The organism is Mesorhizobium sp. M8A.F.Ca.ET.161.01.1.1, assembly GCF_004792105.1.
Taxonomy (GTDB): Bacteria; Pseudomonadota; Alphaproteobacteria; order Rhizobiales; family Rhizobiaceae; genus Mesorhizobium.
This window is the reverse complement of sequence record NZ_SRTD01000010.1, coordinates 70,697-89,360: the sequence shown is the minus strand read 5'-3', so window position 1 is coordinate 89,360 and position 18,664 is coordinate 70,697. Positions and strand designations below refer to the sequence as shown.

The following is an 18,664-nucleotide window of genomic DNA, read 5'->3' as shown; positions in this document are numbered from 1 at the left end:
GATTTGGCAATTCCCGCGCGATTTTCAATGCCGTGGACCTGTACTCACGCCTCTCCATCAAACCTGGAAGAGAGGCTATGCCATGAGTTTCTATGTTGTTGTCGGAGCCGGCCCGGTCGGTCGCGAAACCGCTCGCCTTCTTGGCGAGGAAGGACATGACGTCGTTCTCACCAGCCGAAGCGTCGGTTCGAACGGATTGCGGAATGTGCGGGCCGTACAAGCCGACGCCACCGATGCCTCGGACCTCGCGCGTGTCTGCCAAGGCGCCGATGCCATCTTCATGTGTGCCATGGCCACCTATCACAGGTGGCCGACCGACTTCTTCCCCATCATCGACGGTACCGTGCGCGCGGCCGAAATGGTGCGCGCCAAGCTCATCGTACTGGGAAACCTGTATGGCTATGGGGAAAATGCCGACAGCCCGCTTCGCTCCGACCTTTCCCTGGACCCGACTTCGAAGAAAGGAACCGCCAGGACGATCATGTGGCAGCGGGCGGTTCGGGCCGATGTACCGGCGATCGAAGTGCGGTCGAGCGACTATCTCGGACATGGCGCCATCAGCTACTTCTCGCTTGTTGCGCTGCCTTCCATCATCGAGGGGAAACCCACCGCTTTCATTGGAAACCTCGATGCGACGCATGCCTGGGCCTTCACCAAGGACGTCGCCAGGACGCTTGTCGCGGCCTCCCGCTACACGGGCGAATGGGGGCGCGCGTTTCACGTTCCCTCGCAATACGCCTCACCCAGGGAGCTCATCCAGAAAACCGCTGCGATGCTTCGGCGAGAGATTTCAGAAACGCGTTCCTATTCCATCGCCGAGATGGAGGCATTGGGCATGCATGAGCTGATCGAGATGAGTTATCTTTTTGAGAACCCCTTATTGGTGGATTCTTCCGACGCGGAGGTCCTTCTCGGCATCAAGGCCAGCAGCCTCGAGGCCATGATCGCCGACACCCTGCGCGATCACCTTTGAGCCTTGAGCAACAGGCATCCGACAAAACTGAAAAAGCCCGCTCCTTTCGGGGCGGGCCTGAGCCGGCGGGCTGGACTGGAGGTCAGGCGGCCCGCAAATCGCTTTTTTTATTCTATTCGAGATAACCTGACGGGTCGACCGGAGCCGAGTTCTTGCGCACTTCGAAGTGCAGCTTCGGCGAGTCCGTCGTGCCGCTCATGCCGGACAGGGCAATTTCCTGGCCGCGCTTGACCTTCTGGCCGCGCTGCACCTCGATCGAGCTGGCGTGGCCATAGACGGTGACCAGACCATTCTCGTGGCGCACCAGCACCGTGTTGCCGAATTCCTTGAGCCCATCGCCGGCATAGATGACGACGCCGTTCTCGGCCGCCTTGACCGGCGTGCCTGACGGCACGGCGATGTCGACGCCGTCCTTGCCGGATCCGAAACCGGAAATCACCCGGCCGCGAACCGGCCAGCGCATCTTGCCGATCCCCGTGGCACCCGGTGCCACCGCGTCGTCGTCCTCAGCCTGCTGGATGACCTTCGCGTCCTTCTTCGGCGGCGTGTAGGAAGCCAGCGTTTCCGACGGCGTGGCCTTTGCCGCGGGCTGCGTGGTGGCCGTGGTCACCGGATCGATCTTGGCCGGCTTGGCGCTGGCGACTGTCGCCGTTCCGCCGGCCGGCACCTTCAGCGTCTGGCCAATCTTCAACAAGCCATCCTTCAAGCCATTGGCCTGCTTCAGCGCGACGACGCCGACACCGGTCTTCCTGGCGATCGAGGACATCGTGTCGCCCGACTGAACCGTGTAGTTACCGGCGGCGCCGGTTGCCTTGGCCGCCTGCGCCGGCTTGGGCTCCTTGGGCAGGCTCGCGGCGGCCGACGCATCGACCTGAGCGGCGGACTTGCCTTCCTTCAGCTTCGGTTGCTGCGGCAGCACGGCCACCTTGTCCGGCGCGGAAGCCGGGAGATCGTGCTTGCCGTCCTTCACCGGCTTTGCGTCGGCAACCTTCGGCTCGCTTTTGCTTGAATAGGCATAGGCCGGGATGACGATCTTCTGACCGGACTTCAGCCCCTTGGTCGGGCTCAGGCCATTCACCTTCATGATGACATCGGCCGGCACCTTGTAATGCGTCGCCAGGCCGGAAATGGTCTCGCCGTCCCTGACGACGATTTCGGTGGCGTGCGGCGTGCCTGCCTGGGCCATCTTCGGCTCGTCGGGCTGGGCATTCTTGAAAGGCTTCGCGGCCGGCGCGACGGTGCCGGTCGTCGTCCTGTCGACGTGAGGAGCGGGCCGAACCAGGGCCGGCGCCGATGCGACACGCACCGGATTGGCGGCAGGCGCGAGCGCTGGAGCCGACTGCGCCTGCGCGGAAGCCGGCGGCGGCAATGGCCGGCTCGAAACCGGTTCGAGACTGGAGCGGCTCACCGACTGCGTGTGGGTGCCGTCGAGCGGTGCAGCCGAGACATCGCCCGGATAGGGCTGCGCCGCATCCTGTTTGTTGATGATGGCGCGCTGGTTGTTCGTCGAAGAGGTAAAGACGTCATCGACACTGTTGAACCGCGAAGCCTGGGAACTGCATCCGGCCGCCGCGCCCGCAATCATCAGAACAGCGCAGCCCCGCGCCAGATTGCGACTATTTGCCTTCAAAACACTGAGTTGCATCGCACTAACCCGCACAAAACGCTGCACCAACTGGACAGGATTAAAGCGCGTTAATGTTACTGGGCGGTTAACCCATTAGAATCCGACGAAAATTTTCTTAAAACATTTGAGGATGGTCAGCGATACGGATAGCTGGGCCGAAATGAGATCCGCAGCCTGTCCGAAACTAGATAACCGCTGCCATGCTGCGCAGGATTGGTTGCAGCCGCACCATGCCGATATCCTCGCGTTCGAAACGGCTGCCGACCTTGGTGAGCTTGGCCAGCACCTGCTCGCCCTCTTCCGGCCCGATCGGCGCGATGACGATGCCGCCGCTCGACAACTGGTCGAGCAGGAAGCGCGGCAGGCTGTCGAACGCCGCCCAGGCCACGATGCGGTCGAACGGCCCTTCATTGGGCAATCCGTTGGAGCCATCGGCCTGGCGCACGATGGCATTGCCGATGCCAAGCGCCTCGAAACGCTGCCGGGCTTGCTCGACCAGCGTCTTGTAGCGATCGACGGTCACAATGCGCGCCGCCAGCCGCGACATGACAGCCGATGTGTAGCCGGAACCGGTGCCGATCTCGAGCACACGGTTTCCCGTTTCGATGGCGAGTGCGGCGATCACCGCCGCCTGCATGTCGGCGCCTTCGATCGCTTCGCCGCATTCGATCGGCAGCATGCGATCCGACCAGGCGATCTGGTGGAACTGCGCCGCCAGGAAACCGCGCCGCGGTGTCGCTTCGAAAGCCGCGATCAGTGCCTTCGGCACCGTTCCCCTGCCGCGCAGGCGCAGCAGGAAAGCGGCAAATCCTTCGCGATCATCGATTGGAAAGCCTTGGTTCATGCAAGCGCCTTGCTCAGCTGGTCACGGATCTCATGCGCGGTAAGGTCAAGCTGCAACGGCGTTACCGACACCAGCCGGTTGCGCAAGGCAAAGAGGTCGGTGCCTTGTTTGCCTTCGACCGGCTCGCGGCCGAAGCGAAGCCAATAGTAAGGCAGGCCGCGCCCGTCTCGGCGCTCGTCGACCCACAGGCTGTGCACCAGCTTGCCCTGCGTGGTGACCACTGTGCCGGCCACCTCCTCGGGAAGGCAGTTGGGGAAATTGACGTTGAGCAGGACGCCGTCGGGCAATGGCGTCGCCACGAGCTTCTTCAGCAGCGCCGGCGCCAGCGCCTCGGTGGTCTCGTAAGGGACGACGCGGTCCTCGCCGACATAGCTGTAGCCCTGGCTGAGCGCGATCGACCTGATGCCGAGCAGCGCGCCCTCCATGGCGCCGGCGACGGTGCCGGAATAGGTCACGTCGTCGGCGATGTTGGCGCCCGAATTGATGCCGGACAGGATCAGGTCGGGTGCACCGGGCAGGATCTTCTTGACGCCCATGATGACGCAATCGGTCGGGGTGCCGCGCACGGCAAAATGCTTCTCGCCGATTTTTCGCAACCGCAGCGGCTCCGAAATCGACAGCGAATGCGCGTAGCCCGATTGGTCCTGTTCGGGCGCCACCACCCAGACATCGTCGGACAGTGTGCGGGCGACGCGCTCGAGCGACGCCAGGCCCTCGGCATGAATGCCGTCGTCATTGGTCAGAAGAATGCGCATTATTTCGATTCGATCTTTCCCAGACCGCCCATGTAAGGCCGCAGCACTTCAGGAATGGTTACGCTGCCATCCTCATTCTGGTAGTTTTCGATGACAGCAATAAGCGCGCGGCCGACAGCGGTGCCCGAACCGTTGAGCGTATGGACGAAACGGTTGCCCTTGCCATCCTTGTCCTTGTAGCGGGCGTCCATGCGGCGCGCCTGGAAATCGCCGCAGACCGAGCAGGACGAGATTTCGCGATAGGCGTTCTGGCCGGGCAGCCAGACCTCGATGTCATAGGTCTTGCGGGCGCCAAAACCCATGTCGCCGGTGCACAGCACCATGGTACGGAACGGCAGCTCGAGCCGCTTCAGGACCTCCTCGGCGCATTGCGTCATCCGCTCGTGCTCGGCGAGCGAGGAGTCCTGGTCGGTGATCGACACCAGCTCGACCTTGTAGAACTGGTGCTGGCGCAGCATGCCGCGCGTGTCGCGTCCCGCCGAGCCTGCCTCCGAACGGAAGCAGGGCGTCAGCGCGGTGTAGCGCAGCGGCAGCTTTTCATGCGCGGTGATTTCCTCGCGCACGAGATTGGTGAGTGGCACTTCGGCGGTTGGGATCAGGCCAAGCCTGCCCTCCCCGTGTGGCGTGAAGAACAGATCCTCCTCGAACTTCGGCAACTGGTTGGTGCCGAACAGAACGTCGTCCTTCACCATCAACGGCGGGATGATCTCCTCATAGCCGTGTTCGGTCGTGTGCAGGTCGAGCATGAACTGGCCGATCGCGCGTTCCATCCGCGCCAGGCCGCCCTTCAGCACGGTGAAGCGCGAGCCCGACAGCTTTGCCGCGCGTTCGAAATCCATCATGCCGAGCGCTTCGCCGATCTCGAAATGCTCCTTCACCCAGTTCGGCCGCGTCGGCGCCTTGCCGACAATATGCCTGACGACATTGTCGTGCTCGTCCTTGCCGACCGGAACGTCGTCGAGCGGCACATTGGGCAGCACCGCCAGCGCGTCGTTCAGCGCCTTGTCGAGCTCTCGCTCGCGCGCCTCGCCATTCTGGATAAAGGTCTTGATCTCGCCGACTTCGGCCTTGAGCTTTTCGGCAAGGGCAGCATCGCCCGAACGCATGGCATTGCCGATCTCCTTCGAGGCGGCGTTGCGGCGCTCCTGCTTGGTCTGCAGTTCGGTGACGTGCTCGCGCCGCGCCTCGTCCTTGGCGATCAGCCCGTCGACCGTGGATTGCGCCTCAGCCGACGGCCACGAGCGCTTGGTGAGCGCCTCGACGAGAGCCTTCGGGTTGTCGCGAATCCATTTGATGTCAAGCATGGTTATCCGTCCTCAAGCTAGGCAGGAGGGCGTAAACCGCATCCTCGATCGATGCAAGATGAGGCGGGGCGGCGGTTGTCGTTTTCCGCGGCTGGCGTCTTACGAGGCAGCCGGCGCCGGAGGCTCGTCCGGCGCCTTGTCCGCCACGGTCTCGCCGGCTTCCTGCTTCTCGCGCGCCAGCCGCTGTTTTTCCTGATCCCGCTCGATCCATCGCGCGGCCCAGATGGAGACCTCGTAGAGAACGATGGTCGGAATGGCCAGGCCGATCTGGCTCATCGGATCCGGAGGTGTCAGCACCGCGGCCACGATGAAGGCGATGACGATCGCCCATTTGCGTTTTTCCGCCAGCGCCTTGGACGACAGCATGCCGACACGCGTCATCAGGCTGGTCACCACCGGCAACTGGAACACCAGGCCGAAGGAGAAGATCAGCGTCATGATCAGGCTGAGATATTCCGACACTTTCGGCAGCAGGGAAATCTGTACCTGGTCGTCCGTGCCTACCTGCTGCATGGCGAGGAAGAACCACATCACCATCGGCGTGAAGAAGAAATAGACCAGCGAGGCGCCCATCAGGAACAGGATGGGCGATGCGATCAGGAACGGCAGGAAGGCATTGCGCTCGTTCTTGTAGAGGCCAGGCGCGATGAATTTGTAGATCTGCGTGGCGATCAGCGGAAAGGCGATGACCATGCCGCCGAACATGGCGAGCTTGACCTGCGTGAAGAAGAATTCCTGCGGCGCGGTGTAGATCAGCTCGACCTTGTGCGGGTCGAGCCCCGCCCATTTCGTCGCCCATTTGAACGGGACGACCAGAAGGTTGAACAGCCGCTTGGCGAAGAAGAAACAGACCAGGAAAGCGACGAAGAAGCCGCCGAGCGACCAGATCAGCCGTCGGCGTAACTCGATGAGATGCTCGATCAGCGGCGCGGACGATTTCTCGATCTCGTCCTTTTCCTTGTCCGAAACGCTCACTTGGCGGCTCCAGCCGTCTTTTTGGCTCCCGGCTTCTTCGCCGGAGCAGGCTTCGGTTCGGCTTTTGCTGACGCTTTGGCAGCAGTCGCCTTGGGTGCAGGTGTCGCTTTCGCCTTCACCGCGGGTGCGGCTTTTGCCGTCACCGCCTTCGCAGATGTCGAGGCCATGGACGGCGCCTTCGCGGCCGGGGCCGCCTTGGCGGTTTTCTTGGCCGCAGCTGCCTTCGGCGCAACGGCAGGATCCGTGGATGCCGCCACAACCGATTCATCGGTCATCGCCGGGAAAATCGGGGCTGGTGTCGTGGCTTCAGGCCCGTTGACGCCAGGCATTTCAGTCGCGCCGTTCTTCAACGGCTCGGCCACCTGTGGCGTCGAAGCGGCAGGGGCCGACGGATCGGCGGCCGGCTTCGGCTTCATCGCGGCATCGACACCGGCGCGCACATCGGCCGCCGCCTGCTCGAACGGATTGAGCTGCTTTCGGATTTCGGCAACCGGGCTCAGGCCCCTGAGCTCGTCGACCGACTTCTTCACGTCGTCGAGCTCGGCTTCCTTCAATGCCTCGTTGAACTGTTTCTGGAAGTCGGCGGCCATGGCGCGCAGCTTCGCCGTCGTGCGGCCGAAGGTGCGCAGCATGTTGGGCAAATCCTTCGGCCCGACGACCACGATCATGACGATCGCGATCACCAGCATTTCGGTCCAGCCGACTTCAAACATGGCAATCCGTTCCGACTAGAACTTCTTGGCTCAGCTCTTGCTGGCCTTTTCCTTCGCGGCCGAAACGGTCTCATCGGCACGGTGTTCGACGGTGCGCTTGTCGTCGGCAACGTCGTCGTCGGCCATGCCCTTCTTGAAGCTCTTGATGCCCTTGGCCATGTCGCCCATCAGCTCGGGAATCTTGCCGCGACCGAACACCAGAAGCACGATGACCAACACGATCATCCAGTGCCAAATCGAAAATGAACCCATAGCAAATCTCTCTCGAATGTTTTCCCTGGCGATGATCTATGCGTTTTCGCGTTGGGATTCAAACACAACCGCGACAGAGTTTATGAAAGGGTGTCGGATGTCACGCATTTTCAGCGATGCGGCCCGCTACCAAACGGCACATGTAAAGGTGCAAGACGGCTTTTGATAGGCGCTCGTGGTCAATCTTCCGTGACGCGCGGCGTCAGCAGACCGAGCTCCTCGAGATCGATGTCGGTCAGCGGATCCTCGTCCTCGGTCAGCGCGTCGGGATCGGCCGGCGGCTGCGGGATGGAGAAGTTCGACGGCATGCGGCCTGACAGCAGGCCGGCGCCCTTCAGTTCCTCCATACCCGGAAGATCGCGGATCTCTTCGAGCGCGAAATGATCGAGGAAGGTTTCGGTGGTGCCATAGGTGACGGGACGGCCGGGCGTTTTGCGCCGGCCGCGCATGCGCACCCATTCCGTCTCGAGCAGCGTATCCAGCGTCCCCTTCGAGGTCTCGACGCCTCTGATGTCCTCGATCTCGGCGCGCGTCACCGGCTGATGATAGGCAATGATCGCCAGCACCTCGAGCGCCGCTCGCGACAGCTTGCGCTGCTGCACCGTATCGCGGCTCATCAGAAAGGCGAGGTCGCCAGCGGTGCGGAACGCCCAGGCGTCGCCGACCCGGACCAGATTGACGCCGCGCCGGGCGTAGATCTGCTGCAGCTCTGTCATGGCGAGGGTAAGATTGATGCCATCGGGAAGGCGTGCGGCAAGCTGCTTTTCGCTGACGGGTTCGGCGCTGGCGAACACGATCGCCTCGGCCATGCGCACGGCTTCCGCCAGATACAGCCGCTCGGCCGGGTTCTGTACCGGATTCCCGGCCGAGGCCTGGTCGAGCTCGCCGTCTTCCGACTCATCATCCATCTTGAATGGGATAACCGAAGCGTTGGCGCGTTCGCTCATGATGCCACCTCGACTGCCTTGATTGTCTGTGCGCGGTGGTCGCGCAGATAGATCGGTGCGAACACCTCGTCCTGCCGCATATCCATCTTGCGCTCGCGCACCAGTTCCAGTGTGGCCGCGAACGAACTGGCGATCGCGGTGCGCCGCTCTTGCGGGCCGGTCAGATATCGGATGAGGAAGCTGTCGAGCGTCGTCCAGTCGCGCAGCGAGCCGATCAGCCGGGTCAGGATGTCGCGAGCGTCCTTGAGTGACCAGACGCCGCGCCTGGCGATCGTCACGTTGGTGATCGCCTGCTTCTGCCGCTGCTGCGCATACGCGGTCAGGAGATCGTAAAGCGACGCCGAATAGGTGTTGCGCTTCTCGATGATGACCATTTCCGGCATGCCGCGTGCGAACACGTCGCGGCCGAGCCGGTTGCGGTTGACCAGACGCGCCGACGCATCGCGCATGGCTTCGAGCCGCTTCAGCCGGAATTGCAGCACCGCCGCCAGTTCCTCGCCGCTTTCGCCCTCTTCGCCCGGCTGCTTGGGGATCAGGAGCTTCGATTTGAGGAAGGCCAGCCACGCCGCCATCACCAGATAGTCGGCGGCAAGTTCGAGCCGCAGCGCCCGCGCCGTCTCGACAAAGGTCAAATATTGCTCGACCAGCGCCAGGATGGAAATGCGCGCCAGATCGACCTTCTGGGTGCGGGCAAGGTGCAAGAGAAGATCGAGCGGGCCTTCGAAGCCGGCCACGTCGACGACCAGCGACGGGTCGCCCGTCAGCCGTGACTCATCGTTCTCGGCCCACAGGCGGTCCATCGGTGCAGCCTTCGCGGCCTTGCTTTCCAATGCTTCCGCCACTGCCTGTCACTTCCTCTTTGCTAGGCCACCGCGTCGAAATAGGTGGCGAATTCGGCACGGATTTCGGTTTCTTCGGCCGCGTCGCGTTTGCTTATATAGGTCATCGCCCGCTTGGCACGCTCCAGTGACTTGCCTTCAAGCCCCGTGGTGCGCGATGCGATACCCGCCATCTCCTCAAAAACACCGTTGCAGTGAAGGACCAGATCGCAGCCCGCCGCAAGGATCGAGGCCGCCTTTGTCGGGAAATCCCCAGAAAGTGCCTTCATCGAGGTGTCGTCGCTCATCAGCAGTCCATCGAAGCCGATCTCGCGTCGAATGATCTCGTCGATGACCTTGCCGGAAGTCGTCGCCGGGTTCTTGGGATCGATCGCGCTGTAGACGACATGCGCGGTCATCGCCATCGGCAGATGGTTGAGCTCACGGAACGGAGCAAAATCGTGCCGCTGCAGATCGCTGAGCGAGGCGTCGACGACAGGCAGTTCGAAATGCGTATCGGCAAAGGCCCGGCCGTGCCCCGGAATATGCTTCATCACGGGCAGCACACCGCCCGACATCAGGCCCTCGGCCGCGGCGCGACCAAGTTCGATGACCGGACGCGGATCCTTGCCATAGGCGCGCGCGCCGATGACATCGCTGGCCCCTTCGATCGGCACGTCGAGCACCGGCAGGCAATCCGCTGATATGCCGTAGCGCAGCAGGTCGAAGGCATGCAGCCGCGCCATCAGCCAGGCGGCGCGTGCGCCGGCGTCGTGATCGTCGCGCCACAGCGCCCCAAGCGCGCCGCCGGCCGGATAATTCGGCGCCAGTGGCGGCCGCAGGCGCTGTACCCTGCCACCTTCCTGGTCGATGAACACCAGCGCGTCCGGGCGCCCGATACAGTCACGCATTTCGGCGACCAGGTCGCGGATCTGCTCGGCCTCGCCGATGTTGCGGGCAAACAGGATGAACGCCCACGGGCATTCATTGCGATAGAAATTGATTTCTTCGCGGGTGAGCGATTTCCCGGCACAGCCGAGGATCATGGATTTTGATTCGGTCATTTCAGGAGTCTAGGGCTTCGCGCGGTCAAAGGGAATCATCCCTGACCGCATGCGGCGGGCTGCAGGACATGTTCCACATGAAAAAGTCAGGCATATGAATATCGCCATATAAAAAGCCGGCGCGACCCAGGGCCGCACCGGCTTTGAAGGATTGGATCGACGTCTAGCGCGATACGAAGCAGTTGCCGCCCGCGGCCTTGTAGCTGGTGCACAGATTGATGGCATCGTTGCGCGACTGAGCCGGAACGCGGACGCGGTAGAACGTTCCCTTGCCGGCAATCTCGGCCTTGACGATGTTGGCCGTGCGGCCGGAAAGCACGCTGCCATAACGGCGCTGCAGATCCTGGTAGGTCGACTGGGCGCTGTCCACCGTCGGCTGCGAAGCGATTTGTATCGACCACGCACCGCTGCCAGTCGCGGTCGAGGCCGGATCGATGGAAGCGACCTGATCGGGCTTGACCTCGCCGACCACGTCGACCGGCTGGTCGGACGGACGTTGCGGCGCGATCGCAACCTTGGCTGGCGTGTTGGCCGACTGCGCCTTGGCTTCAGCCTTGGCAGGCTTGGCGGCAGGCTTCAGAGCCGGCTCATCGTCAGCCTGCGCGGCGGCGGGCGCCACGGTGCCAGTCTGGTCGGTGCCAGTCTCGTTGGCGCCAGTCTGGTCGGCTCCGGCAGGCGCCACATGCTGTGGCGCCGGATCCGTCGGCTCGGCCGCGGCCACCTGCGGTGCCGCCGGTGCCGGATCCTCGCGCGCCACCAGTGAGCCGTCGGACTTGACCACCATGGTCCTGACCTTGCGCGGCGCAACGGCAACGACGTCGTTGTTGGTGCCCTTGTCGGCGTCCTGCAGGACCTGCGCGATGCGATCCTCCGACTTCGGCGCGGGCGCCGCATTGTCGGCCGGGGCCGCGCCAGCGGTCGAAACCTCGCCACCGCCATCCGTGCCGGCGGCGGCGTTCTGATCGGGAGAAAGATTGACGGCGCGGGCCGGGTCTTTCGCCTGCACGTCCACTGGTTCCTCAGTGTTGGTGACAAGCTTCTGCTGGACCGGCTCGGCGGGCTTCGCGCCCTTGACCACCGCGTCATAGACCTTGTTGTCCTGGTTCGGCACCACGGTGCCGCCCGGATTTTCCGGCTTGACCTTGATCGGCGAATTGTCCGCCTTGACGATCACCGGAGCTTCGCTGCCGCCCTTGCCGCCCAAAGACAGCGCGAAGGCGCCAAGGCCGCCCGCGACCGCAACGGCACCGACAATCGCGGCAATGAACAGGCCGCGCCGGCCCGACGGCCTGGCGGCTTCCCGCTCGCCGAGGCCCGGAACCGACATCGCTTCGTCCAGCTCGGGATCGTAGTCGAGTTCATCGACGGCAAAATCGTCCGCCTGAGAGACCGGCTGGCTGCCGGGCAGATTGTCGAGATCGAAGCCTTCGGCAGCATCGGCATAGCCTGAGGCCGACGCGCGGGCGGGCATTTCCGCCGGCCGTGCCGCATAGGTCCGCGCTTCCGGCTGATAGGCTTGCCTCGGCTCTTCATATCCCGGATTGACCCCGTCATATCCTGGATTGGCCTCGCCATATCCCGGATTGGCAGCGCCATATCCGGGATTGGCCGCGCCATATCCTTTATTGAACCCGGTATTGTAGGATTCGTCGGCATAGGCGGCGTTGCCGGCAGTAGCAGGCGCGACCTCGACCGAATTCATCTCGGTTAGAAGGCTGGCGAATTCGGCGTCGAGATCATCATAACCGGCCGCTGCCGGCTCATCTTCCTCGAAATGCAACTCCGGAATGTCGAGATCGTCAGCCAGCGCGACGACGCGCTCCGGCACATCGACCGTCTCGACATCGGGCATCTCTTCATAGTGCGAGGACTGCCCTGCCTGCGGCGCCGATACCGGAGCCATATAGGGAGCAGCCGCAACCGGCTCGGCCGAACGGTAGGACGGCACGGTGGCCACTTCCGGGGCCGCCATCCTGGCCGCCATGGAGGGAGCAGGCTGCGCGGCAAACGCCGGCTGTTGGGGAACTGGTGTCACGCGGCTCCAGGAACGGGCCGACTCCGACGCTCCGGAACGTTCCGCCAGCCAATCCAGCGAATCGGCCTGATCCGGCCGGGACGCCGTTTCGTCACGCGAACCGATGCTTTTGGCCAGGGCGGCGTCGAAGGCATCATTGTCGAGATCGACATCACCCTGTTCAGCGGCATCCGGGCCGAAATCCTGGTCCTGAAGTTCATCGAGCAACAGGTCGTCGAGGTTGGCGTCGGCGGCCTGGGCGGAGCCGGATTGATGCGCATCCTCGGACGCTGTTTCATCGAGATCCCAGTCGAGGTCACCAACAAGATCGACGGGTTGCTCCGCGATCTTTGTAGTCGCGGCGAGAGGCGGCTGAACGGGCGCTGCGGTTGGCTGGGTCGCGGCTGGCTGGGTCACGGCGGGCTGAACCATGGCCGGTTCCTTGGCCGACGGCAGCGTGCGCGCGGTCATGGCACCGAGAAGCGCGTTCAACTCGTCTTCGAGGCTTCGTTCGTCCGCGATGGGCGCTTGCACCGGCGGCACAATGGCTGCCGCGGGAGCTGCCGATTGCGAGGAAGCCGCGGCGATTTCGGCGACGGGCTCTTCGGCAGGCTCGGCAAACGCCTCGTCCAGATTCAGGTCGAAGGCGTCATCCGAAACAGCTTCAGCGCCTGGAATTTCATCCTGCGTCTCGACGGCATCGGCGCGCAGTTCGTGCGCCGGCTCGTCATCAAAAGCCTCCGGCTCGTCCGCCTGAACGTCAAAATCCACATCGACATCGGGCATGGCATCGTCGAAGTGAGCCGCGAAATCCTCGTCGGAGATCACCTGGGTTTCATCCGCGGCGGCCAGTACAGGTTCTGGATAGTCGACAGCAGCCGCTTGGCGCTGATCCGCCGGATGGTCGTCGCGCATCAGCTCGTCTTCGAGCGAGATCGCGACCGCATCGTCGAATTCATGATTGGAGGCCGGCTCGACGGCCACCGGCACGTCGGCCACCGGCGATTCAACGGCATGCCGGGCCTCGGCAGCCTCGTCCTCGATATGGAAATCCTGGTCTAGGGAGGCGGCAAGCTCATCCTCCATCGGCAGATCATCGTCGAAGGGCGAGATGTCTTCGAGCGAACTGGCGACGGCATTGTCGAAATCGGCGTCGAAGGCAGGTTCAACGGACGGCACGGCTTGCGCGGCGCCAGCGGTCGCATGGCTGGCGGCGACCGCCTGGTCATCGGCATCCGACATGTCCAGGTGGAAATCGTCGTCGAGTGACAATGCGAGATCGTCGTCCGCAACATCGACGGCCACCGGCTCGACTGCCGGCTCATGAGCTGCGACAACTGGAGCGGCAACGCTGTCGGCAGCGTCGAACTCGCCCATCAGCTCCTTTTCGAGGTCGATGTCGAAATCGCCCTCTCCCGCGGACGGTTCGGCCACAGCGGCTTTCGGCTCAGCCGGCGCCTGCGGCTTGACCGGCTGGCGCGGGTCGAATCCCATGATCCTGGTCAGTTCCGCGAACGGATCATCGTCGGCGATGTCGTTGTTGTCGGCTGCTCTCAGTTGGGTTCTGTCTGCCATTATTGTTCCCGAACTCGCACTCATTCGGACGCCTTGGACGTCGCGCAGGGTTGGCCCTTACCAGCGCAATGTGGGCAAAAGGTGACAGGTTTTTTAGTCAAACCTAACGCATTTCGGTGGGCGCAGCCGCTCCGATCAACGTCAGGCCGGACGTCAGAACATCCGAAACAGCCTGCACCAGCCCTAGTCTGGCATGCGTCAATTGTCGGTCGTTAACCTTAACAAAACGTAAGTCCGGATTATCCGTGCCCCGGTTCCAGTGTCCGTGGAAACTGGAAGCCAGATCATAGAGATAAAATGCCAGCCGATGCGGCTCGAGCGCAAGAGCGGCGGACTCGATCAGGCGTGGATATTCGGCAAGCTTCCGGATCAGCCCGATTTCACCTTCGTCGGCCAGCGACGTTGCCGCGGCCGCCAGGTTGTTGCGATCGAAATTCGCCTCCCCCAACTGTTCGCTCGCCTGCCGGAACACCGAATGGCAGCGCGCCGAGGCGTACTGCACGTAGAACACCGGATTGTCCTTCGACTGCTCGGTGACCTTGGCGAAGTCGAAATCGAGCGGCGCATCGTTCTTGCGATAGAGCATCATGAAGCGGATCGGATCGCGTCCGACTTCTTCCACCACCTCGCGCAACGTCACGAAATCGCCGGACCGCTTCGACATGCGCACCGGCTCGCCATCGCGAAACAGCTTGACCAGATTGCACAAGAGGACGGTGAGCTTGACGTCGTCGCCGGCAATCGCCCGCGCCAAGGCTTCCAGGCGCTTGACGTAGCCGCCATGGTCGGCGCCGAGAACATAGATCAGGTCGACGAAGCCGCGATCGACCTTGTCCTTCAGATACGCCACATCGGCGGCGAAATAGGTGAACGAGCCGTCGGACTTGACCAGCGCCCGGTCCATGTCGTCGCCGACGGCGGTCGAGCGGAACAGCGTCTGTTCGCGGTCTTCCCAGTCGTCCGGCTTCTCGCCCTTGGGCGGCGGCAGCTTGCCCTTGTAGATATGGCCCTTCAGCGTCAGGTCGTTGATCGCCGAGCGGATCTTCCTGGCATTGTCGGCATGCAGCGTGCGTTCGGAGAAGAACACGTCGTGGTGCACGTTGAGCAGCGCAAGGTCCTCGCGGATCATCGCCATCATCGCATCGATGGTCCGGTCCTTGACGATGGCCAGCGCCTCGTCGTCCGGCATCTGCAGCAAGGAACGGCCGAACTCCCTGACCAGGGCCTCGCCGACGGAGACAAGATAGTCACCGGGATAAAGCCCCGGCGGAATCTCGCCGATATCTTCTCCAAGCGCCTCGCGGTAGCGCAGCATCGCCGAGCGCCCAAGCACGTCGATCTGGGAGCCGGCGTCGTTGATGACATATTCCTTGGTCACGTCGTAACCGGCGAACGCCATCAGATTGGCGAGTGCGTCACCGACGACGGCACCCCGGCAATGGCCGACATGCATCGGCCCGGTCGGGTTGGCCGAGACATATTCGACGTTGGTTTTGCGGCCGGCGCCGATCGTCGAGCGGCCATAGTTGCGCCCCTCGCCTAGAAGCGCCGACAGATGCGCCTGCCAGAAACCGTCCTTGAGCCGCAGATTGACGAAGCCTGGACCGGCGACCTCGGCAGCGGCGACGTCATTGTCCGCCCGCAGCGCTTCCGCCAGTTTCTCGGCCAGTGCGCGCGGGTTCTGGCCGGTGGGCTTGGCCAGCACCATTGCCGCATTGGTCGCGAGATCGCCATGGCTGGCGTCGCGGGGCGGCTCGACGGCGATGCGCGACAGATCAGGCGAAACGCCATTGCTGTCTTTCAGGTCAAGCGCTTCGACAGCCTTTACGACTCGCGCGGTGAAATCGGCGAAGATGTTCATGGTGTATGCTCTGGCGGCTTTACGACGAATCCGGCCCTTTGGCCGGCAAATCGAGCCCGCCCTAGCTCAAATCCGGGGTGCGGTCAAACAAACGCCTGTGTTCCTTGAGCGCGTAGGTGTCGGTCATGCCGGCCAGGAAATCGGCGACGCTGCGTGCCTTGATGCGATCCTCGGCGCGGTCCAGCCCTTCGCGCCAGCCATCGGGCATGGCGCGCGGGTCGGCGAAATAGACGTCGAACAGGTCCCTGACGATCTGCTCGGCGTCCGCACGCACCCGCATGACCTCTTCGTGCCGATAGAGGTGCTTGTAGAGGAAGGCCTTCAGTTCCTTCTCGGCTTCCGCCATTTCGGCCGAAAATGTCACCATCGTCTCGCCCGCCGCCCTCACCGCCTCGACGCTCAGCGGCCTGATCCGCTCCAGATTGGCGGTCGTTGACTTGATCACATCCTCGACCATGGCCGTGATCTGCCGCCGCATCAATTCGTGGCCGGTGCGCACGTCGTCGAGCCTGGGATAGCGCTCGCGCACGCTCTTCAGGATCGTTCCAGGCAGCGAAACGGCCTTCAGCATGTCCAGCGTCAGCAGCCCTGACCGCAGCCCATCGTCGATATCATGCGTGTTGTAGGCGATATCGTCGGCAATCGCCGCGCACTGCGCTTCGATGCCGGCGAACCGGTCGAGTTCGAGATCCTGCAATTGCGAGTAGTCGCGGATCGCCTGCGGGACCGGCCCTTTCAGGCCCTTGCCGCTGCCGTCGGTGAGCGGACCATTGTGCTTGACCAGGCCTTCAAGCGTCTCCCAACTCAGATTGAGCCCGTCGAACTCGGCGTAGCGCGCCTCCAGCCTCGTCACGATGCGCAGGGATTGTGCGTTGTGGTCGAAGCCGCCCCACGCCGCCATCTTCTCGTTCAGCGCGTCCTCACCTGTGTGGCCAAAGGGCGTGTGGCCGAAATCATGCACCAGTGCCACCGCTTCGGCGAGATCCTCGTCGCCGCGCAACGCCCGCGCCAGCGCACGCGCGATCTGTGCCACTTCGATCGAATGGGTGAGCCTTGTGCGGTAGTGATCGCCTTCATGGGCGATGAAGACCTGCGTCTTGTGCTTCAGCCGCCGAAACGCCGTCGAATGGATGATCCGGTCGCGGTCACGCTGGAAAGGCGTGCGGGTCGGACTTTCCACCTCGTCGAACAGCCGGCCGCGCGAGCTCGCCGGATCCGTGGCATAGGCCGCGCGCGGCCGATAGCCGAGTCCGATGTCGCCAAGCTCATTTGTCATGGCTGATGCTGCCGCAGTTGACTTGCCCCGTCGCGCTTCATACCTATCATGTGAAACCGAAAGCAAGGTGACGCCTATGGGCGCGGATGCCAAGACCGCCATGAAAGTCGAGATGACCGAGGCCGCCGCCAAGCGGATCGCCAAAATTGTCTCTGGCGAGGCCGGCAAGACGGCGCTGCGCGTTTCCGTCGAGGGCGGCGGCTGCTCCGGCTTTTCCTACAAGTTCGATCTGGTCGGTGCGCGCAATGACGACGACGTTGCCATCGAGAAGGACGGCGCCACGGTGCTGATCGATGATCTGTCCCTGGTCTATATGGGTGGCTCGGTGATCGACTTCGTCGACGATTTGATGGGGCAGTCGTTCCAGATCCGCAACCCGAATGCGGTCGCCTCCTGCGGCTGCGGCACCAGCTTCTCCATCTAGGACCGAGATGCCCGCAACCGGCGCGGTTCGTCAGGTTGCGCTCTCCGCCGGTCGCGACCTCGACGCGACATTGGCCTTTTGGCGCGATGTCCTCGGCATGAGGGTGCATGCGCGGTTCGATCCGCCCGGCATTGCCTTCATCATGGCCGGCGATGTCAGGCTGTTGTTCACCGACGGCATCCCGGCCGGCACCATCTATCTCGACATATCAGGCCTCGAAGCCTTCCACGCCGAGGCAAAGGCAGCCGGCATCCCCTTCACCGCGCCGCCGACACTGGTCCATCGCGACACCGAAGGGCAGTTTGGTCCGGCGGGGGAAAGCGAATGGATGGCCTTTCTAAAGGATCCGGCAGGCAATACGATCGGTTTAGTCGAACGCCTTCCGCCGCAGGAACAATGAGACCGTCATGAAAATCGTCACCTGGAACATCAACGGCGTGCGCGCCCGCATCGGCAACCTGACCCATTGGCTGACCGAGAGCGCGCCCGACATCGTCTGCCTGCAGGAGATCAAGACGGTCGACGAGCAGTTCCCGCGCGCCGAAATCGAGGCGCTTGGCTACAATGTCGAAACCCATGGCCAGAAGGGCTTCAACGGTGTCGCGCTGTTGTCGAAGTTGCGCTTCGATGAAGTCACCAGAGGCCTGCCGGGTGACGATGCCGACGAACAGGCACGTTTCATCGAAGGCGTGTTCTCGACCGACAAGGGCGCGCTTCGCGTCGCCTCGCTCTATCTGCCGAACGGCAACCCGATCGATGACGAGAAGAAGTTTCCCTATAAGCTCTCCTGGATGGCGCGGCTGGAGCGCTGGGCGCAGGAGCGCCTGAGGCTGGAAGAGGCGCTGGTGCTGGCCGGCGACTACAACGTCATTCCCGAGCCGATCGACGCGCGGTTCCCGGAGAACTGGCTGGGCGACGCGCTGTTCCAGCCACAGACAAGGCAGGCCTTCCGCCGGCTGCTCAACCTCGGTTTCACCGAAGCGGTGCGCGCGGTCACCGATGCCCCGGACACCTACACCTTCTGGGACTATCAGGCCGGCGCCTGGCAGAAGAACAATGGCATCCGCATCGACCATCTGCTGCTGTCGCCTGAAGCCGCGAACCGGTTCTCATCGGCGTCGATCGAAAAACATGTGCGCGCCTGGGAAAAACCATCCGATCACGTCCCGGTGGCGATCGACCTCGCGCTGCAGCCGGCCTGACGCAGACCCTTCTGCCGCCGAGTAGTCCGGACCTCGTGTC

At 63.3% G+C, this 18,664-nt stretch carries 17 protein-coding genes; 4 read left to right on the top strand and 13 right to left on the bottom strand.

All coding sequences use genetic code 11. The features are described 5' to 3' along the window. Window positions 1-82 precede the first annotated feature (82 nt). Entirely contained in the window at window positions 83-973 is an 891-nt protein-coding gene (locus EN804_RS22950) for an NAD-dependent epimerase/dehydratase family protein (RefSeq protein ID WP_135921515.1), read from the top strand. 112 nt (window positions 974-1,085) lie between these two features. Here EN804_RS22950 and EN804_RS22945 read toward each other — a convergent pair whose 3' ends face one another. The 13 genes from EN804_RS22945 to EN804_RS22885 form a co-directional block, all read right to left on the bottom strand. Next, entirely contained in the window at window positions 1,086-2,618 is a 1,533-nt protein-coding gene (locus tag EN804_RS22945) for a peptidoglycan DD-metalloendopeptidase family protein (RefSeq protein ID WP_135921452.1), read from the bottom strand. A gap of 166 nt (window positions 2,619-2,784) precedes the next feature. After that, window positions 2,785-3,444 (bottom strand): protein-L-isoaspartate(D-aspartate) O-methyltransferase, encoded by a 660-nt coding sequence (locus tag EN804_RS22940; RefSeq protein ID WP_127872656.1) that lies wholly within the window; start codon window positions 3,442-3,444, stop codon window positions 2,785-2,787. Continuing rightward, complete coding sequence (gene surE / locus EN804_RS22935) at window positions 3,441-4,199, bottom strand: 5'/3'-nucleotidase SurE (RefSeq protein ID WP_127281111.1); 759 nt, start codon at window positions 4,197-4,199, stop codon at window positions 3,441-3,443. The genes EN804_RS22940 and surE overlap by 4 nt, the downstream gene beginning before the upstream one ends. Next, on the bottom strand, window positions 4,199-5,503 hold the full coding sequence (serS, locus tag EN804_RS22930) for a serine--tRNA ligase (RefSeq protein WP_135880534.1): 1,305 nt from the start codon (window positions 5,501-5,503) through the stop codon (window positions 4,199-4,201). Before serS ends, surE begins: the two co-directional genes overlap by 1 nt. Before the next feature lie 99 nt (window positions 5,504-5,602). Next, window positions 5,603-6,478 (bottom strand): twin-arginine translocase subunit TatC, encoded by an 876-nt coding sequence (tatC, locus tag EN804_RS22925; protein WP_127872658.1) that lies wholly within the window; start codon window positions 6,476-6,478, stop codon window positions 5,603-5,605. Then, window positions 6,475-7,191: a Sec-independent protein translocase protein TatB gene (gene tatB, locus EN804_RS22920; protein WP_135921451.1), complete on the bottom strand. Its 717-nt coding sequence runs from the start codon at window positions 7,189-7,191 to the stop codon at window positions 6,475-6,477. Before tatB ends, tatC begins: the two co-directional genes overlap by 4 nt. A gap of 30 nt (window positions 7,192-7,221) precedes the next feature. Further along, window positions 7,222-7,443 carry a twin-arginine translocase TatA/TatE family subunit gene (locus EN804_RS22915; protein ID WP_015317533.1) on the bottom strand — a complete coding sequence of 74 codons (222 nt, stop codon included), beginning with the start codon at window positions 7,441-7,443 and terminating at the stop codon, window positions 7,222-7,224. A gap of 179 nt (window positions 7,444-7,622) precedes the next feature. Further along, window positions 7,623-8,390 carry an SMC-Scp complex subunit ScpB gene (gene scpB, locus EN804_RS22910; protein ID WP_135921450.1) on the bottom strand — a complete coding sequence of 256 codons (768 nt, stop codon included), beginning with the start codon at window positions 8,388-8,390 and terminating at the stop codon, window positions 7,623-7,625. Beyond that, window positions 8,387-9,190 carry a ScpA family protein gene (locus EN804_RS22905; protein WP_135921449.1) on the bottom strand — a complete coding sequence of 268 codons (804 nt, stop codon included), beginning with the start codon at window positions 9,188-9,190 and terminating at the stop codon, window positions 8,387-8,389. Before EN804_RS22905 ends, scpB begins: the two co-directional genes overlap by 4 nt. A 62-nt stretch (window positions 9,191-9,252) precedes the next feature. Beyond that, window positions 9,253-10,272 (bottom strand): beta-N-acetylhexosaminidase, encoded by a 1,020-nt coding sequence (nagZ, locus tag EN804_RS22900; protein WP_027146796.1) that lies wholly within the window; start codon window positions 10,270-10,272, stop codon window positions 9,253-9,255. Window positions 10,273-10,435: 163 nt separating this feature from the next. Continuing rightward, a complete protein-coding gene (locus EN804_RS22895) occupies window positions 10,436-13,861 on the bottom strand; it encodes an SPOR domain-containing protein (protein ID WP_135921448.1) in 3,426 nt (1,141 codons plus the stop codon). A gap of 103 nt (window positions 13,862-13,964) precedes the next feature. Beyond that, window positions 13,965-15,722 carry an arginine--tRNA ligase gene (argS, locus tag EN804_RS22890; protein WP_135866828.1) on the bottom strand — a complete coding sequence of 586 codons (1,758 nt, stop codon included), beginning with the start codon at window positions 15,720-15,722 and terminating at the stop codon, window positions 13,965-13,967. Between the two features lie 61 nt (window positions 15,723-15,783). After that, entirely contained in the window at window positions 15,784-16,998 is a 1,215-nt protein-coding gene (locus tag EN804_RS22885; protein ID WP_135921447.1) for a deoxyguanosinetriphosphate triphosphohydrolase, read from the bottom strand. A 76-nt stretch (window positions 16,999-17,074) separates the two neighbouring features. Here EN804_RS22885 and erpA point away from each other — a divergent pair, with 76 nt between their 5' ends. Genes erpA through xth form a run of 3 tightly spaced genes read left to right on the top strand, consistent with a single transcriptional unit; the run spans window position 17,075 to window position 18,624 of the window. After that, entirely contained in the window at window positions 17,075-17,422 is a 348-nt protein-coding gene (gene erpA, locus EN804_RS22880; protein WP_127279920.1) for an iron-sulfur cluster insertion protein ErpA, read from the top strand. Window positions 17,423-17,429: 7 nt separating this feature from the next. Beyond that, window positions 17,430-17,822 carry a VOC family protein gene (locus EN804_RS22875; RefSeq protein ID WP_127872664.1) on the top strand — a complete coding sequence of 131 codons (393 nt, stop codon included), beginning with the start codon at window positions 17,430-17,432 and terminating at the stop codon, window positions 17,820-17,822. 7 nt (window positions 17,823-17,829) lie between these two features. After that, window positions 17,830-18,624 carry an exodeoxyribonuclease III gene (gene xth, locus EN804_RS22870; RefSeq protein ID WP_127872665.1) on the top strand — a complete coding sequence of 265 codons (795 nt, stop codon included), beginning with the start codon at window positions 17,830-17,832 and terminating at the stop codon, window positions 18,622-18,624. Window positions 18,625-18,664: the final 40 nt, after the last annotated feature.

Excerpts from the sequence above, each read along its gene's own strand:
- argS (WP_135866828.1), bottom strand. The coding sequence starts at position 15,722 with ATGAACATCTTCGCCGATTTCACCGCGCGAGTCGTAAAGGCTGTCGAA.
- tatB (WP_135921451.1), bottom strand. The coding sequence starts at position 7,191 with ATGTTTGAAGTCGGCTGGACCGAAATGCTGGTGATCGCGATCGTCATG.
- EN804_RS22950 (WP_135921515.1), top strand. The coding sequence starts at position 83 with ATGAGTTTCTATGTTGTTGTCGGAGCCGGCCCGGTCGGTCGCGAAACC.
- EN804_RS22945 (WP_135921452.1), bottom strand. The coding sequence starts at position 2,618 with ATGCAACTCAGTGTTTTGAAGGCAAATAGTCGCAATCTGGCGCGGGGC.
- EN804_RS22940 (WP_127872656.1), bottom strand. The coding sequence starts at position 3,444 with ATGAACCAAGGCTTTCCAATCGATGATCGCGAAGGATTTGCCGCTTTC.
- surE (WP_127281111.1), bottom strand. The coding sequence starts at position 4,199 with ATGCGCATTCTTCTGACCAATGACGACGGCATTCATGCCGAGGGCCTG.
- EN804_RS22905 (WP_135921449.1), bottom strand. The coding sequence starts at position 9,190 with ATGGACCGCCTGTGGGCCGAGAACGATGAGTCACGGCTGACGGGCGAC.
- EN804_RS22895 (WP_135921448.1), bottom strand. The coding sequence starts at position 13,861 with ATGGCAGACAGAACCCAACTGAGAGCAGCCGACAACAACGACATCGCC.
- erpA (WP_127279920.1), top strand. The coding sequence starts at position 17,075 with ATGGGCGCGGATGCCAAGACCGCCATGAAAGTCGAGATGACCGAGGCC.
- EN804_RS22915 (WP_015317533.1), bottom strand. The coding sequence starts at position 7,443 with ATGGGTTCATTTTCGATTTGGCACTGGATGATCGTGTTGGTCATCGTG.
- nagZ (WP_027146796.1), bottom strand. The coding sequence starts at position 10,272 with ATGACCGAATCAAAATCCATGATCCTCGGCTGTGCCGGGAAATCGCTC.
- serS (WP_135880534.1), bottom strand. The coding sequence starts at position 5,503 with ATGCTTGACATCAAATGGATTCGCGACAACCCGAAGGCTCTCGTCGAG.
- EN804_RS22885 (WP_135921447.1), bottom strand. The coding sequence starts at position 16,998 with ATGACAAATGAGCTTGGCGACATCGGACTCGGCTATCGGCCGCGCGCG.
- EN804_RS22875 (WP_127872664.1), top strand. The coding sequence starts at position 17,430 with ATGCCCGCAACCGGCGCGGTTCGTCAGGTTGCGCTCTCCGCCGGTCGC.
- scpB (WP_135921450.1), bottom strand. The coding sequence starts at position 8,390 with ATGAGCGAACGCGCCAACGCTTCGGTTATCCCATTCAAGATGGATGAT.
- xth (WP_127872665.1), top strand. The coding sequence starts at position 17,830 with ATGAAAATCGTCACCTGGAACATCAACGGCGTGCGCGCCCGCATCGGC.